Origin of the sequence: Bradyrhizobium sp. CCGB01, assembly GCF_024199795.1 — a bacterium.
Lineage (GTDB): Bacteria > Pseudomonadota > Alphaproteobacteria > Rhizobiales > Xanthobacteraceae > Bradyrhizobium.
Genome location: NZ_JANADK010000001.1, coordinates 660,964 through 676,245, shown reverse-complemented (window position 1 = coordinate 676,245; position 15,282 = coordinate 660,964). Strand labels below are relative to the sequence as shown.

General features: G+C 64.6%; 12 protein-coding genes. 7 read left to right on the top strand and 5 right to left on the bottom strand.

Going from position 1 to position 15,282, the window contains the following annotated elements:
- Window positions 1-56 precede the first annotated feature (56 nt).
- Window positions 57-395: a DUF3175 domain-containing protein gene (locus tag NLM25_RS02920; RefSeq protein WP_254135969.1), complete on the top strand. Its 339-nt coding sequence runs from the start codon at window positions 57-59 to the stop codon at window positions 393-395.
- A 3-nt stretch (window positions 396-398) separates the two neighbouring features.
- Here NLM25_RS02920 and NLM25_RS02915 read toward each other — a convergent pair whose 3' ends face one another.
- Window positions 399-2,432, bottom strand: a complete 2,034-nt coding sequence (locus NLM25_RS02915) for a methyl-accepting chemotaxis protein (protein WP_254135968.1) — start codon at window positions 2,430-2,432, stop codon at window positions 399-401.
- Between the two features lie 218 nt (window positions 2,433-2,650).
- Window positions 2,651-4,690, bottom strand: a complete 2,040-nt coding sequence (locus tag NLM25_RS02910) for a methyl-accepting chemotaxis protein (protein ID WP_254135967.1) — start codon at window positions 4,688-4,690, stop codon at window positions 2,651-2,653.
- A 341-nt stretch (window positions 4,691-5,031) separates the two neighbouring features.
- Between NLM25_RS02910 and NLM25_RS02905 the strand changes: the two genes are divergently transcribed.
- The 4 genes from NLM25_RS02905 (at window position 5,032) to NLM25_RS02890 (ending at window position 10,099) form a co-directional block, all read left to right on the top strand.
- The gene (locus NLM25_RS02905) at window positions 5,032-5,517 is read left to right on the top strand and encodes a (2Fe-2S)-binding protein (protein ID WP_254135966.1); all 486 of its coding nucleotides are present in this window, start codon (window positions 5,032-5,034) and stop codon (window positions 5,515-5,517) included.
- Window positions 5,518-5,602: 85 nt separating this feature from the next.
- The gene (locus NLM25_RS02900) at window positions 5,603-7,945 is read left to right on the top strand and encodes a xanthine dehydrogenase family protein molybdopterin-binding subunit (protein ID WP_254115159.1); all 2,343 of its coding nucleotides are present in this window, start codon (window positions 5,603-5,605) and stop codon (window positions 7,943-7,945) included.
- A 15-nt stretch (window positions 7,946-7,960) separates the two neighbouring features.
- The gene (locus tag NLM25_RS02895; protein ID WP_254135965.1) at window positions 7,961-8,761 is read left to right on the top strand and encodes a xanthine dehydrogenase family protein subunit M; all 801 of its coding nucleotides are present in this window, start codon (window positions 7,961-7,963) and stop codon (window positions 8,759-8,761) included.
- A gap of 231 nt (window positions 8,762-8,992) precedes the next feature.
- Window positions 8,993-10,099 (top strand): CaiB/BaiF CoA-transferase family protein, encoded by a 1,107-nt coding sequence (locus NLM25_RS02890; protein ID WP_254135964.1) that lies wholly within the window; start codon window positions 8,993-8,995, stop codon window positions 10,097-10,099.
- Between the two features lie 134 nt (window positions 10,100-10,233).
- Here NLM25_RS02890 and hppD read toward each other — a convergent pair whose 3' ends face one another.
- Entirely contained in the window at window positions 10,234-11,352 is a 1,119-nt protein-coding gene (gene hppD / locus NLM25_RS02885) for a 4-hydroxyphenylpyruvate dioxygenase (RefSeq protein ID WP_254135963.1), read from the bottom strand.
- A gap of 120 nt (window positions 11,353-11,472) precedes the next feature.
- Between hppD and NLM25_RS02880 the strand changes: the two genes are divergently transcribed.
- On the top strand, window positions 11,473-11,952 hold the full coding sequence (locus tag NLM25_RS02880; RefSeq protein WP_254135962.1) for an Lrp/AsnC family transcriptional regulator: 480 nt from the start codon (window positions 11,473-11,475) through the stop codon (window positions 11,950-11,952).
- A 73-nt stretch (window positions 11,953-12,025) separates the two neighbouring features.
- The gene (locus NLM25_RS02875; protein ID WP_254135961.1) at window positions 12,026-12,337 is read left to right on the top strand and encodes a DUF1272 domain-containing protein; all 312 of its coding nucleotides are present in this window, start codon (window positions 12,026-12,028) and stop codon (window positions 12,335-12,337) included.
- A 101-nt stretch (window positions 12,338-12,438) separates the two neighbouring features.
- Here NLM25_RS02875 and fahA read toward each other — a convergent pair whose 3' ends face one another.
- Both fahA and hmgA read right to left on the bottom strand, forming a co-directional pair.
- Window positions 12,439-13,707: a fumarylacetoacetase gene (fahA, locus tag NLM25_RS02870; protein ID WP_254135960.1), complete on the bottom strand. Its 1,269-nt coding sequence runs from the start codon at window positions 13,705-13,707 to the stop codon at window positions 12,439-12,441.
- A gap of 226 nt (window positions 13,708-13,933) precedes the next feature.
- Window positions 13,934-15,280 (bottom strand): homogentisate 1,2-dioxygenase, encoded by a 1,347-nt coding sequence (hmgA, locus tag NLM25_RS02865; RefSeq protein WP_254135959.1) that lies wholly within the window; start codon window positions 15,278-15,280, stop codon window positions 13,934-13,936.
- Between the last annotated feature and the right edge of the window lie 2 nt (window positions 15,281-15,282).

Genomic DNA, 15,282 nt, shown 5'->3' with positions numbered 1-15,282 from the left:
CATGGGAACGGCCGTTGACGCGGCTCGTTTCCGATGGAGCCACAAGGAGTTGACGCATGGCTCCCGTCAGAAAGACGACACATTCGCTCAAAACTGCGCCGCGCAGGAGCACCAGACGTGCCACGCCAAAGCGCTGGTCGCAGCGCGTGACGAAGCAGAGCGATGCGCTCGACCTCAAGCAAGGCGTGTTCAAGCTGACCAGCGCGAAGAAGATCGCGGCGTCGCTGAAGCGCTCGGCCGAGCACAGCTCGCGCCGCAAGGCCGGCGCCTACCGCTCGGCGCTGTCGATGCTGACCTTCTACATCAACCGTGCGGGCAAGGCGCTGCCGAAGACAGAGCGCACGCGGCTGGAGCGGGCGAAGGTGGAGTTGAAGCGGGCGTTCGGGAGGGAGTGAGCCTTAAGCCGCCCGGATATTGCCCATGAAGCGGTCGAGCTCGGCACGCAGGCGTGTGCTTTCGCTGGAGAGCGACCTGGCCGAGTTCAGCACCTCTTCCGAGGCCGAGCCGGTTTCGGCGGCGCCACGGTTGACCTGGCCGATGTCGGTGGCGGCGGTCTGGGTGCCCTGCGCAACGGTCTGGACGCTGCGCGCGATTTCCTGCGTCGCGGCGCCTTGCTGCTCGACTGCGCTCGCAATCGACGTCGAGATCGACGAAATCTGGCCGATGGTGGCGCCGATCTCCTTGATCGCGGCGACCGACTCGGCGGTCGCGCCCTGCATCCCCGTAATGTGGGAGGAGATTTCGTCGGTCGCCTTCGCGGTCTGGCTCGCCAGCGACTTCACTTCGCTGGCAACCACCGCGAAGCCGCGGCCGGCTTCACCGGCGCGTGCCGCCTCGATGGTGGCGTTCAGCGCCAGAAGGTTGGTCTGCTCGGCAATCGCCGTGATGAGCTTGACGACTTCGCCGATCTGCTGGGCGGCATGGGACAGTTTTCCGATACGGGTATCGGTCTCCTTGGCCTGCACCACGGCGGCCTCGGCGATGCGGCTGGAATCGCGGACCTGGCGGCCGATCTCCTCGACCGAAGCCGAGAGTTCTTCCGTTGCGGTTGCGACCGACTGCATGTTGCTGGAAGCCTGCTCGGACACGCCGGCGACCTGGTTCGACAGGCTCTGCGTAGTCTCGGCGGTGCGTGTCAGCGTGGACGCTGCCGATTCGAGCTGCACGGCGGAGGATGAGACATTGGAGACGATGGCGCCGACGGCGCTCTCGAAATCGTCGGCAAAGCGGATCAGCTCGGAGCGGCGGCTAGCGGCCTGCTCCCTGTTCTGGACTTCGCTGGCGGCGGCGTCGCGCTCGGCCTTGGCGACGGCCTGAACCTTGAACTCCTCGACCGCACTCGCCATCTCGCCGATCTCATCCTTGCGGCCGAGACCCGGCAGCACGACGTCGAAATTGCCGGACGCGAGCTCGCGCATCGCCTTGCACATCGCGATCATCGGACGCGAGATGCCATTGCCGAGCATCAGGGCCAGCACGGCACCGATGGCGAGGCCGCCGAGTGCCATCATCAGCATCAGCCGCTCGGTATCCACGATCGTCGCATTGGCGCTCGTCTCGATGCGCTGCTGATCGGCGGTCAGATCCGACCGCAGCTCACCCGAAAGCTTGAGGATGGTCGCCGCCGTCTTGGTCATCTCGCCGTTCGACTTGACGATGATCTTCACGTTCTCGGTCAGCTTCGAGAACGAGGTGCGGTACTGCTTCAGCAGATTGCCGATCTCGGTGACGCGGTCGGTGATCTTCTGGTCGTTGGCATAGATCGAGACCAGCAGCGTCTCCAGGAATTTGATGCGGGCGATCACGCCGTCGGCGGTCTTCGGCTCCGGCTTGGCGACGAAGGCGCTGACCGAGGTGGAGACTGCAAGATATTGCGAGGTGACGTCCTTGGCCGTGGTCTGAACCGAATTCAGGCCAGCCAGCGCGGCGGTATCGGCGAGATCGTCGAACTTGAAGCGGATCTTGTTGCCGACGCTGTTGAGCTCGTCGGCGGCGATCTTGTTGTTCTCGCGCGTCAGCGTGATGATCTCGCTGAACACCTTCGCGAACCGCTGGAACTCGGCCTCGAGCTTGCCGACCTGCTCGCGGCGCGCCGCGCCGGTGGTCGCGGCCATCGACTTGGCGATCGAGCTCTTCAAGCTCTCTTCTGCCGCCTTGGCCGCAGTCTCGTCATCGGCCGCGCCCGTCAACGTATAGGCCCGCGCCAGTCCCTGATAGCTGATGAGGTCGCGATCGACGGTCCGCGCGAGGTCCGCTTCCGATACGCTGGCCCGGTAGGATGCCACAGCGGCCTGGATCCGCTCGAAACCGAAATAGGCGAAAGCCATGCTGACGGCGAGGATGGCGAGCACTGCCACGAAGCCGAGGATGATTTTTGCACGAAAACGCAAGGTGAGCAGCTTCGACGTGTTCGGCTTCGACTTGACGGGCATTCCCCACCCCATTCCATTCGCGGAAAACCAGGCGCAGCCCGAAAGCAGCCCGCTTCCCGACTCGTCAGCACGGTAAAGTGCAAAGGATAAGCGGCGGTAAATTTATGGCGTCGCAACCGGCGGTTAGGTGTCGCGGGGGGAGCCGCCGCTGTCGTCCCCGCCTAGTGCGCAATTGCGCACTAGGCGGGGACGACAGGAGTATGAGGCGACGGCGCCCCCTAGGCCGCCCGGATATTGCCCATGAAGCGGTCGAGCTCGGCGCGCAGGCGGGTGCTTTCCGATGACAGCGTCTTGGCCGAGTGCAGCACCTCCTCCGAGGCCGAGCCGGTTTCGGCGGCGCCGCGGTTGACCTGGCCGATGTCGGTGGCGGCGGTCTGGGTGCCCTGCGCGACGGTCTGGACGCTACGGGCAATCTCCTGCGTCGCTGCGCCCTGCTCTTCCACGGCGCTCGCGATGGACGTCGAGATCGACGAAATCTGGCCGATGGTGGCGCCGATCTCCTTGATGGCGGCGACCGACTCGGCCGTCGCACCCTGCATGCCCGCGATGTGCGAGGAAATCTCGTCGGTGGCCTTCGCGGTCTGGCTGGCCAGCGACTTCACTTCGCTGGCGACCACGGCAAAGCCGCGGCCGGCGTCGCCGGCGCGCGCCGCCTCGATGGTGGCATTGAGGGCGAGAAGATTGGTCTGCTCGGCGATTGCGGTGATGAGCTTGACGACCTCGCCGATTTGCTGGGCGGCATGGGAGAGCTTGCCGATCCGGCCGTCGGTCTCCTTGGCCTGCACCACGGCAGCTTCCGCAATGCGGCTGGAATCGCGGACCTGGCGGCCGATCTCCTCGACGGAGGCCGAGAGCTCCTCGGTCGCGGTTGCGACCGACTGCATGTTGCTCGAGGCCTGCTCGGAGACGCCGGCAACCTGGCTCGACAGGGTCTGCGTGGTCTCCGCGGTGCGGGTCAGCGTGGAAGCCGCCGATTCGAGCTGCACGGCGGAGGCCGACACGTTCGACACGATGGCGCCGACCGCGCTTTCGAAGTCGTCGGCGAAGCGAATCAGCTCGGAACGGCGCGCGGTGGCCAGTTCCTTGTTCTGGACTTCGCTGGCGGCAGCGTCGCGCTCGGCCTTGGCCACGGCCTGAACCTTGAACTCCTCGACCGCGCCGGCCATCTCGCCGATCTCGTCCTTGCGCCCCAAGCCCGGCAGCACGACGTCGAAATTGCCCGAGGCAAGCTCGCGCATCGCCTTGCACATCGCGATCATCGGGCGCGAGATGCCGGTCCCGAGCAGGAAGGCGAGGATCGCACCTAACAGCGTGCCGCCGACGGCCAGCATCAGCACCAATTGCTCGGTCTGCCCGATGGTCGCCTCCGACTCCGATTCCAGCCGCTGCTGTTCGGCGACGAGGTCCGCCTTCATCGCGGTGGCTCCTTGCAGGATCGCGCCGGCCGAACCGTTCATCTCGGTGACGAGGTCGTCGACCATCTTGGCGTTCGCGATCAGCTTCTCCAGCGATTCGCGATAGGCACCGAGCAATCCCCTGGCATCCTTCAGGCCGGCGACGATCTTGTCGTCCATGGAATAGACCGCGCCGAGCGAGTTCTCGACGAATTTCAGCCGCGCCAGCGCGCTGGTCGCGATCGCCTGGTCGGACGTCAGCACGAAATTGGTCGCCGCCGCGCTCGCGGTCTGGAACTGGGCGTTGACCTGCTTGGTGCCGAACTCGATCGACTGCGCCTCGGCGTCGGAGGCGTTGTTACCGATGTCGTCGAGCTTGTATTTCAGGAGGTTGGCGTTACGCGTCAGCTGGTTCTGCACCAGCAGCGCGCTGTCGCGCTTGGCCTGGAGGACCTTCGCGAAGGTCGCGGAGAAGTTGGAAAATTCCTTGGCGAGCTTGTTGAGGCTCTCCTGCCGCGCCGGCTTCTTGGCACTCTTGACCGCCTGGTCGATGGCGCTCTTCAAGCCGGTCTCGGCGTCCAGCGCCGCCTTGGCATCGTCCTCCTTGCCGGTGACGACGAAATAGCGGACTGCCGAGCGGTAGGCGAGCAACTCGCGATCGATGTTGCGGGCGAGATCGGCCTCCGTGACGCTGCTGCGGTAGGACCCGACCCCGGACGAGACCCGCTCGAAGCCAAAGTAGGAGAATGCCATGCTGCCGGCGGAGATCACCAGCACCGCGGCGAAGCCCAGGATGATCTTGGCGCGGAACTTGAGGGTCGGAAATATTTTACGCTTCGACGGCGACGCGGTACGCCCGGACATTCCCAACCCCCATTTTCTATTCAGCCGTGTTCCGGAGGCGCCCCGCCCCCAAGACCGGATGCGCAAAACTAGGGCACAATGGATAAAGGGCGGTAAATTCGGCAGGCTGGCGCAATCCGGAGCTTCATCGGCCAGAGGCCGATGGGGCGGGATGATGGCTGGCATCCCACGCCGGCCGGCCACTCCGTCCGGATCCGTGCGGCGCACCCCGCAAATCGTCGCAGGCCCGTCTGGATCAATGACTTTTCCATGACGCGGGCGACCAAAATCCTAGTTGCAAAGTTCCGGGTCGCTGGTCTCTAATTAGAAACAATCAAAATCAATCCCGGGAGGACCACACCGTGTCTACAGTCAAACTGACAGTGAACGGCAAGGCCGTTGCTGTCGACGTCGAGGACCGAACGCTGCTGGTCCAGCTCCTTCGCGATCACCTCAACCTTACCGGGACCCATGTCGGCTGCGACACCAGCCAGTGCGGCGCCTGCGTCGTGCACATGGACGGCAAGGCGGTGAAATCCTGCACCATGCTGGCGGGCCAGGCCGACGGCGCCAACGTCACCACGATCGAAGGCATCGCCAAGGGCGACGAGCTGCACCCGATGCAGGCCGCCTTCCGCGACAATCACGGCCTGCAGTGCGGCTATTGCACGCCGGGCATGATCATGTCGGCAATCGACATCGTGCACCGCCATGGTGGCCAGCTCGACGAGGCCACCGTGCGCCACGAGCTCGAGGGCAATATCTGCCGCTGCACCGGCTACCACAACATCGTCAAGGCCGTGCTGGATGCAGCCGGACGCATGAAGGTCTCGCAGGCGGCCGAGTAAAGCGGCCCGCCTCGAAATAAGAACCACCGCCGCTGCTTTCGAGGGAAAGCGCGGTCAAAGAAATTTCCGGTCGGGAGGACCAGACATGGGTGTTGAAGGCATCGGCGCGCGCGTCGTGCGCAAGGAAGACAAGCGTTTCATTACCGGCAAGGGCCGCTACGTCGACGACATCAAATTGCAGGGCATGACCCATGCCCATTTTATCAGAAGCCCGCACGCGCACGCCAAGGTGAAGAAGATCGACTCCACCGCCGCGCTGAAGATGCCGGGCGTGGTCGCCGTGCTCACCGGACAGCAGATCGTCGACGACAAGGTCGGCAACCTCATCTGCGGCTGGGCCATCACCTCAAAGGACGGCAGCCCGATGAAGATGGGCGCGTGGCCGGCGATGGCGCCGGAGACGGTGCGCTTCGTCGGCCAGGCCGTCGCGGTCGTGATCGCCGACAGCAAGAATCTCGCGCGTGACGCGGCGGAAGCTGTCGTCGTCGATTACGAGGAACTTCCCGCGGTCGCCGACGTCCAGGCGGCGATCAAGTCCGGCGCGCCGCAGCTTCACCCCGAAGCCCCCGGCAACCAGGTCTACGACTGGGTGATCGGCGACGAGGGCGCGACGGACGCCGCCTTCTCGAAGGCCGCCAACGTCGTCAAGCTCGACGTCACCAACAACCGCCTCGCACCGAACGCGATGGAGCCGCGCGCGGCGATCGCGGATTACGACGCGGCTGAGGAGCACTTCACTCTTTATACGACGTCGCAGAACCCGCACGTCGCCCGCCTCGTGCTGTCGGCGTTCTACAACATCGCCCCCGAGCACAAGCTGCGCGTGATCGCCCCCGACGTCGGCGGCGGCTTCGGCTCGAAGATCTTCATCTATCCCGAGGAGATGGTGGCGCTGTGGGCCTCGAAGAAGGTCGGCCGTCCCGTGAAATGGACCGGCGATCGCACCGAAGCCTTCCTCACCGACGCGCATGGCCGCGACCATGTGACCCATGCCGAGATGGCGTTCGACGCCAACAACAAGATCACCGGCTTGAAGGTGAAGACCTACGCCAATTTCGGCGCCTACATGTCGCTGTTCTCGTCGTCGGTCCCGACCTATCTCTACGCGACGCTGCTGTCGGGCCAGTACAACATCCCGGCGATCCATGCCGAGGTGGTCGGCGTCTACACCAACACCACGCCGGTCGATGCCTATCGCGGCGCGGGCCGCCCCGAGGCGAGCTACCTGATCGAACGTCTGATGGAAACGGCCGCGCGGCAGCTCAAGGTCGATCCGGCGCAGCTGCGCCGGACCAACTTCATCACCCAGTTCCCGCACCAGACGCCGGTGATCATGGCCTACGACACCGGCGACTTTAATGCTTCCCTCGATGCCGCGATGAAGGCGATCGACTATGCCGGCTTCGCAGCGCGCAAGGCCAAGGCGAAAGCCGACGGCAAGCTGCGTGGCATCGGCGTGTCCTGCTACATCGAGGCCTGCGGCATCGCGCCGTCGAAGGCGGTCGGCAGCCTGGGCGCCGGCGTCGGCTTGTGGGAATCCGCCGAGGTGCGCGTCAATCCCGTCGGCACCATCGAGATCCTGACGGGCTCGCACAGCCATGGCCAGGGTCACGAGACCACGTTCTGCCAGCTCGTTGCGGATCGCCTGGGCGTTCCGATCAGCCAGGTCTCGATCGTCCATGGCGACACCGACAAGGTGCAGTTCGGCATGGGCACCTATGGCTCGCGCTCCGCGGCCGTCGGTCTCACCGCGATCCTGAAGGCGATGGAGAAGATGGAATCCAAGGCCAAGAAGATCGCCGCGCATGCCCTCGAAGCGTCGGAAGGCGACATCGTCATCGAGAACGGCGAGTTCAAGGTGGCCGGCACCGACAAGGCGATCGCCTTCCCGATGGTGGCGCTTGCGGCCTATACCGCACACAATCTGCCTGACGGGATGGAGCCGGGCCTGAAGGAGAGCGCCTTCTACGATCCCTCCAACTTCACCTTCCCGGCCGGCGCCTATATCTGCGAGCTCGAGGTCGATCCCGGCACCGGCAAGACCTCCTTCGTCAACTTCGTCGCAGCCGACGATTTCGGCCGGCTGATCAACCCGATGATCGTCGAGGGCCAGGTCCATGGCGGCCTTGCGCAAGGGATTGGCCAGGCGCTGCTCGAGCACGCCATCTACGACGCCAACGGCCAGCCGGTCACGGCCTCGTTCATGGATTACTCGATGCCGCGCGCCGACGATTTGCCGTCGTTCAACCTCTCCCACACCACGACGCTGTGCCCGGGCAATCCGCTGGGCATCAAGGGTTGCGGTGAGGCCGGCGCGATCGGCGCCTCTGCGGCCGTGATCAACGCGATCACGGATGCGATCGGCAAGAACAATCTGGAAATGCCCGCAACCCCGGACCGGGTGTGGCGCACGATCCACGCGGCTTAAGAGGGAGGAACGAAGATGTACCAGACCACCTATCATCGCGCCTCCTCGGTCGACGAGGCCGTCAGCCTGTTCGGCAAGAGCAGCGAAGCGAAATTCCTCGCCGGCGGCCAGACGTTGCTGCCGGTCATGAAGCAGCGCCTCGCCGGGCCGTCCGACGTGATCGATCTCGGCAAGATCAAGGAGCTGCAGGGCGTCGAGCTGTCGGGCGACGTGCTGACCATCAAGGCCGGCACGACCTATTTCGACATCATGCAGAATGCCGATGTGAAGAAGGCGATCCCCGCGATCGCCTATCTCACCTCGGTGCTCGGCGATCCCGCCGTGCGCTACCGCGGCACGATCGGCGGCTCGATCGCCAACAACGATCCGGCCGCGGATTATCCGGCCGCGCTGCTCGGACTCGGCGCCACCGTGAAGACCAACAAGCGATCGATCTCCGCCGAGGACTTCTTCCAGGGCCTGTTCACCACCGCCCTTGAAGACGGCGAGATCATCACCGCCGTGGCGTTCCCGGTTCCGGCGAAGGCGGGCTACGCCAAGATGCGGCATCCGGCCTCGCGCTTCGCGCTGACCGCCGTCTTCGTCGCGCAGACGAAGTCGGGCGAGATTCGCGTCGCCGCGACCGGCGCATCGCAGAGCGGCGTGATGCGGGTGCCCGCGATCGAAGCCGCGCTGAAGGCGAACTGGTCGCCGTCGGCGATCGACGGCGTCACTGTCTCGGCAAACGGACTGCTGGCCGACATCCACGGCACGGCCGAATACCGCGCCAACCTCGTCAAGGTGATGGCGCAGCGCGCCGTGGCCGTTGCGGGCTGATCGAGCAAATAAAGCGCGACAGCGCGTCGCGCCTTAGCGCCTCAACACAAATCTTCCGCGGCGCGCAGAAATGCGCGCCGCTTTTTTTATGCGCCCATGCATGAAAAGCGCTTGCCTCGCTGGCGTGAAGGCGAGAAAAGTTAATCAGCCAATTAACTCGCCCCAGAGAGGAATGTCCGAGGCGCTTGCCGGCCCAACCGGCATCCGCCCGCGACCCGAGGAAACAACAACGTGCTCGATAAACCAGCCCAAAACTCCTCCGTCCGCACCTCCGGCCCGCTGTCGGGTTTCCGCATCGTCGAATTCGCCGGCATCGGGCCCGGCCCGTTTGCCTGCATGATGCTGGCCGACATGGGCGCCGATGTCGTCACGCTCGACCGCGTTGGGGCCAAGAAGAGCATGAAGTCGGTGGCGGGCCGCGGCCGCAAGGTGATCGAGCTCGACCTCAAGGACAAGGCCGCGATCGCGCAGGTGCTCGACCTGCTCGCCAGCGCCGATGCGCTGGTCGAGGGTTTTCGTCCCGGCGTGATGGAGCGGCTCGGGCTCGGCCCAGATGTCGTGCTCGCGCGCAACCCGAAGCTCGTCTACGGCCGCATGACCGGCTGGGGCCAGGAAGGCCCGCTCGCCAATGCCGCCGGCCATGACATCAACTACATCTCCATCACCGGCGCGCTCGCCGCGATCGGCACGAAGGAAGCGCCGGTGCCGCCGCTCAATCTGGTCGGCGATTTCGGCGGCGGCGCGCTCTACATGGTCGTCGGCGTGCTCGCTGCGCTCCTGGAAGCGCAGAAGTCCGGCAAGGGCCAGGTCGTCGACACCGCGATGTGCGACGGTGCGGCATCGCTGATGTCGTTCTTCTTCGACATGAAAACGATCGGCCGCTGGACTGAAGGCCGCAACCGGAACTTCCTCGACGGCGGCGCGCATTTCTACGGCGTCTATGAATGCGCCTGCGGCCATTTCGTCTCGATCGGCTCGATCGAGCCGCAGTTCTACGCGCTGCTCCGCGAGCACGCGGGCCTGACCGACGCCGATTTCGACGCACAGATGGACCCCAAGGCCTGGCCCGCGCTGAAGCAGAAGCTGCAGGCCGTGTTCAAGAGCAAGACCCGCGAGGACTGGTGCAAGATCATGGAAGGCACCGACATCTGCTTCGCGCCGGTGCTGACCATGTCGGAAGCGACCGAGCATCCGCACATGGTCGCCCGCGAGGTCTTCATCGAGCGCCACGGCGTGAAACAGCCGGCGCCGGCGCCGCGGTTCTCAAGGACTCCGTCTGCGGTTCGCGAACCGGAAGGCGCAGAGATCGCGGCAGTGACGGCTGCGTGGAAGAGGTAGAGTCTCCGCGGTGGCAGTATTGTAGGGTGGGCAAAGGCGCATAGTGCCGTGCCCACCATCTTCCAAAGATGAGCGGAAGTGGTGGGCACGCTTCGCTTGGTCCACCCTACGGCAGTGCGCGCGAACGTCGCGCGCTACGCCGCCGTATCCACCTTCAACACCCCGCGCCGGATCTGGTCCTCCTCGATCGATTCGAACAGGGCCTTGAAATTGCCCTCGCCAAAACCGTCATCGCCCTTGCGCTGGATGAACTCGAAGAAGATCGGGCCGATCGCGTTGGCGGAGAAGATCTGGAGCAGCACCTTGGTCTGGCCGCCCGCGACTACGCCCTCGCCGTCGATCAGGATGCCGTTCTTCTGCAGACGCGCGACGTCCTCGCCGTGCTTCGGCAGGCGCGTGTCGACCTTCTCAAAATAGGTGTCGGGCGGTGACGGCATGAACGGCAGGCCGGCCTCGCGCAGGCCTTCGATGGTGCTGTGGATCTCGCGGCAGCCGCAGGCGATGTGCTGGATGCCCTCGCCGCGATAGATGTTCAGATATTCCTCGATCTGGCCGGAATCGCCGGCGTCCTCGTTGATCGGAATCCGGATCTTGCCGTCCGGGCTGGTCAGCGCCCGCGAGAACAGGCCGGAGGCGCGGCCCTCGATGTCGAAGAAGCGGATCTGGCGGAAGTTGAACAGTTTTTCGTAGAAGCCGGTCCACACATCCATGCGGCCGCGATGGACGTTGTGGGTGAGGTGATCGAGATAGAACAGGCCGGCACCAACGGGCCGCGGATCGCGCGCGCCAATCCATTCGAACTCGCCATCGTAGGCCGAACCCTTGGCCCCATAACGATCGACGAAATAGAGCAGGCTGCCGCCGATGCCCTTGATCGCGGGCACATCGAGCGTCTTCTGCGCCGACGACGTATCGGCAGGCTCCGCGCCGAGCGAAATCGCGCGGTCATAGGCTGCCTTGGCATCGACCACGCGGAACGCCATCGACGGCGCGCAGGGGCCGTGCGCGGCGACGAAGTCGTGACCGTGGGTGCCGGGCTCCTCGTTGACGAGATAGTTGATGTCGCCCTGGCGATAGACGGTGATCTTCTTCGTCTTGTGGCGCGCGACAGGCGCATAGCCCATCAGCTTGAACAGCGCGTGGAGTTCTTCCGGATTGGGATGCGCATATTCGACGAACTCGAACCCGTCGGTGCCCATCGGATTGTCGGCGCTGATGGTGGCCGGCGGTGCATCGTGCGGAAACGGACCCATGGTGTTCTCCCAATTGCTGCTGGAAGGAACTATCCTTCATGGGACACGCAAGGAGCGTGCAAACGGCACGTGATTTGGCTATCTTGTGCACGATCCGTGCATGAAATGGACAAATGACGCATGATTCCGGTAGACACCTTCGACCTCAAGATCCTGGGTGCGCTCCAGGATGACGGCCGCCTGACCAACCAGGAACTGGCCGACCTCGCGGGCCTCTCGGCCTCGCAATGCTCACGGCGGCGGATGCGGCTGGAGGAGGAGAAGGTGATCGCGGGCTATCACGCCGACCTTTCCAGCGAGGCGCTCGGCTTCGGCGTGATCGCCTTCATCCAGGTGGGGCTTGCGACCCACTCGCCTGATAATTCCAAGCGGTTTCGTGCGCTGGTCAATCGGATCGACGAGATCCAGGAGGCCTATTCGCTGACGGGCGATGCCGACTATGTGCTGAAAGCCGTGCTGCGCGATCTCAAAGGCCTGTCCAATCTCGTCAACGACGTGTTGATGCCGCACCAGAGCGTGGCGCATGTGCGCTCATCCATCGTGCTCGACCGGCTCAAGGAAAGCTCAAAGCTGCCGCTCAAGGAGATCAAGCCCGGCTGAAATCGAGGGAACTACGGCATTCGCGCCCCGCGCGCGATCTGCGATGATCACAGCAATCCGGGAGACGAAAGCCATGGCCCTCCAGCTTCGACCGAACTGCGAATATTGCGACCGCGACCTGCCGCCCGATGCAACGGATGCGCGGATCTGTTCCTATGAATGCACGTTCTGTGCGGATTGCGTGGAGACGAAGCTCTCCAACGTCTGCCCGAACTGCGGCGGCGGCTTTGCCCCGCGCCCGATCAGGCCGACGCAGGAATGGCGGCCGGGCGTGTGCACGACGAAGCAGACGCCGTCGGACAAGCGGGTGCATTTGAAGTACAGCGTGGAGGATGTCGCGGCGCATTGCGCGCGGGTGAAAGACGTGCCGCCGGAGAGGCGGTGAACTCGTAGGGTGGGCAAAGGCGCGTTAGCGCCGTGCCCACGTCATCGATGTGGTGGGCACGCTTCGCTTTGCCCACCCTACGGCACCGGAACGCGCAGCACTCACTCCGCCGCCAAAATCGTTCCCTCGACCGCGCCAAATCCCACGCGATAACCGCTGCCCTGGCACCAGCCGCGCATCACGAGGCTGTCGCCGTCCTCCAGGAACGAGCGCTTGGCGCCGCCGGGCAACTCCGCCGGCTCGGTGCCGTTCCAGCTAATCTCCAACAGGCTGCCGCGCTGGTTCTTCTCCGGGCCGGAGATGGTGCCGCTGCCGAGGAGATCGCCGACATTCATGGCGCAGCCGCTGGAGGCGTGGTGCATCAATTGCTGCACCGAGGACCAGTACATGTATTTGAAGTTGGTGCGGCTGATGCTGGCCGGTGCATTGGCGCCGGCCGCGCGCAAGGACACGTCGAGCGCGATGTCGTAGTTCTGCGGCTTCGCCTGCTTGAGATAATCCAGCGGCACCGGCGCCTGCTCCGGTCCCTGTAACCGAAACGGCTCCAGCGCCTCGCGCGTCACCACCCACGGGCTGATCGAGGTCGCGAAGGCTTTTGCCAGGAACGGGCCAAGCGGCACATATTCCCATTGCTGGATGTCGCGCGCGCTCCAGTCGTTGAGCAGCACGAAGCCGAAGATCATGTCCTCGGCCTGTTGCTCGGTCAGCATGCCGCCCATCGGCGAGGGCTGGCCGACCACGACGCCCATCTCCAGCTCGAAGTCGAGCCGCTTGCACGGTCCGAAGCTCGGCACCTCGACATTCGGCGGCTTCAGCTGCCCGCGCGGCCGCTTCACCCTGGTGCCGGAAACCACAACAGTCGAGGCGCGGCCGTTATAGGCGATCGGCATATGCAGCCAGTTCGGCTGCAGCGCATTGTCCTTGCCGCGGAACATCACGCCGACATTGGTGGCGTGCTCTTTCGACGAATAGAAATCGGTGTAGCCGGAGACGGTGAACGGCATGTGCATCGTCACGTCGGCGCGCGGGATCAGCACACGGTCGCGCAGTTGCTTGTTGTCGCGCAGCTCAGGATGATCGTGGCGGAGCAACTCGGAGATACGTGCACGCACCCGAGACCAGACTTGCGGCCCCTTTTGCATCAGTGCGTTGAGACCGACGGCGAAGACGCCGGGATCGCCGACGTTGATCAACCCCTCCTGCTCCAACTCCCAGAGGTCGAGCACGAAATCGCCAATGGCGACTCCGAGGCGCGGGCTCATCTTGTCCGTCGAGAACACGCCATAGGGCAGGTTCTGGATCGGGAAGTCGGAGCCGGGATCGACCTCGATGAAGGAGCGGAGGCTGGGGTCGTTGGGGTGAGTTGTCACTTTTTGCTCGGTCCTATCTTCCTTCTCCCCTTGTGGGAGAAGGTGGCGCGAAGCGCCGGATGAGGGGTTGTCTCCGCGAATTCCAATGAGAGATTTCCGTACCGAGAGAACCCCTCACCCGTCTTGCCGCTACGCGGCAGCCGATGCAAAGCATCGGCGTTCTTAAGAGACGGCGGCCGAAGGCCGCCTATGCCACCCTCTCCCACAAGGGGAGAGGGGAAGAAAACTACGGCTTGTTCGGATCGAACCGCTTCTCGAGTCCCTTCCAGCAGTCCGCGTAGTCGTCCTGCAACGTCGCGGAATTGGCAGCGTGGGCGGTGACGCGTTGCGGGTAACGGGTTTCGAACATGAAGGCCATGGTGCCCGTCAGCTTCACCGGCTTCAATTCGCCATTGCTGGCGTGCTCGAAGGCGTCGCGATCGGGGCCATGCGGCAGCATGCAATTGTGCAGCGAGATGCCGCCCGGGACGAAGCCTTGCGGCTTGGCGTCGTAGACACCGTAAATCAGCCCCATGAACTCGCTCATGATGTTCATGTGGTACCAGGGTGGACGGAAGGTGTTGTCGGCGACCATCCAGCGTTCCGGGAAGATCACGAAGTCGATATTCGCGGTGCCCGCCGTCTCCGACGGCGAGGTCAGCACCGTGAAGATCGAGGGATCGGGATGATCGAAGCCGATCGCGCCGACGGGAGAGAAGGTGCGCAGATCGTATTTGTACGGCGCATAATTGCCATGCCAGGCGACGACGTCGATCGGCGAATGCGGCAAGGTCGTCTTGAACAGCGATCCGCCCCATTTCACGTAGAGCTCGGTCGGCGCGTCCTTGTCCTCGTAATGCGCGACCGGCGTGAGGAAGTCGCGCGCATTGGCGAGGCAGTTGGCGCCGATCGGCCCGCGCTCCGGCAGCGTAAAGGCGCCACCGTAGTTCTCGCAGAGATAACCGCGCGCAGGGCCATTCGGAATCTCGACGCGGAACTTGACGCCGCGCGGGATCACAACGATCTCGCCGGGCTCGGCGTCGATGCGGCCGAACTCGGTGACGAGGCGCAAGACCCCCTGCTGAAGCACGAACATCAGCTCGCCGTCGGCATTGTAGAAGTGCTGGTCCACCATCGAGCTGGTGATGAGGTAGACATGCGCGGCCATGCCGGCCTGCGTATTGACGTCACCGGCGGTCGTCATGGTCTGCACGCCCTGAAGGAAGGTCATGTCCTCCTTCGGGATCGGCGCCGGGTCCCACCGCAGCTGCGCGATCGGCAGATCGTTTTCGTGGCACGGCGCCGAGCGCCACAGGCCGGCATCGGCCTTCTCGAAGCGGCCGGAATGCTTCACCGAGGGGCGGATGCGATAGAGCCAGGAGCGCTCGTTGGTGCCGCGCGGCGCGGTGAAGGGCGAGCCGGAAAGCTGCTCCGCGTAGAGCCCGTAGGCACAGCGCTGCGGCGAGTTGCGCCCGATCGGCAGCGCACCCGGCAGCGCCTCGGTCTCAAAGCTGTTGCCGAAGCCGGACATGTAGCCCGGCGTCACCTGGGCCGAGCTGCGGATGACCTGATCAGGCGAGGTGTTGATGTTCATGA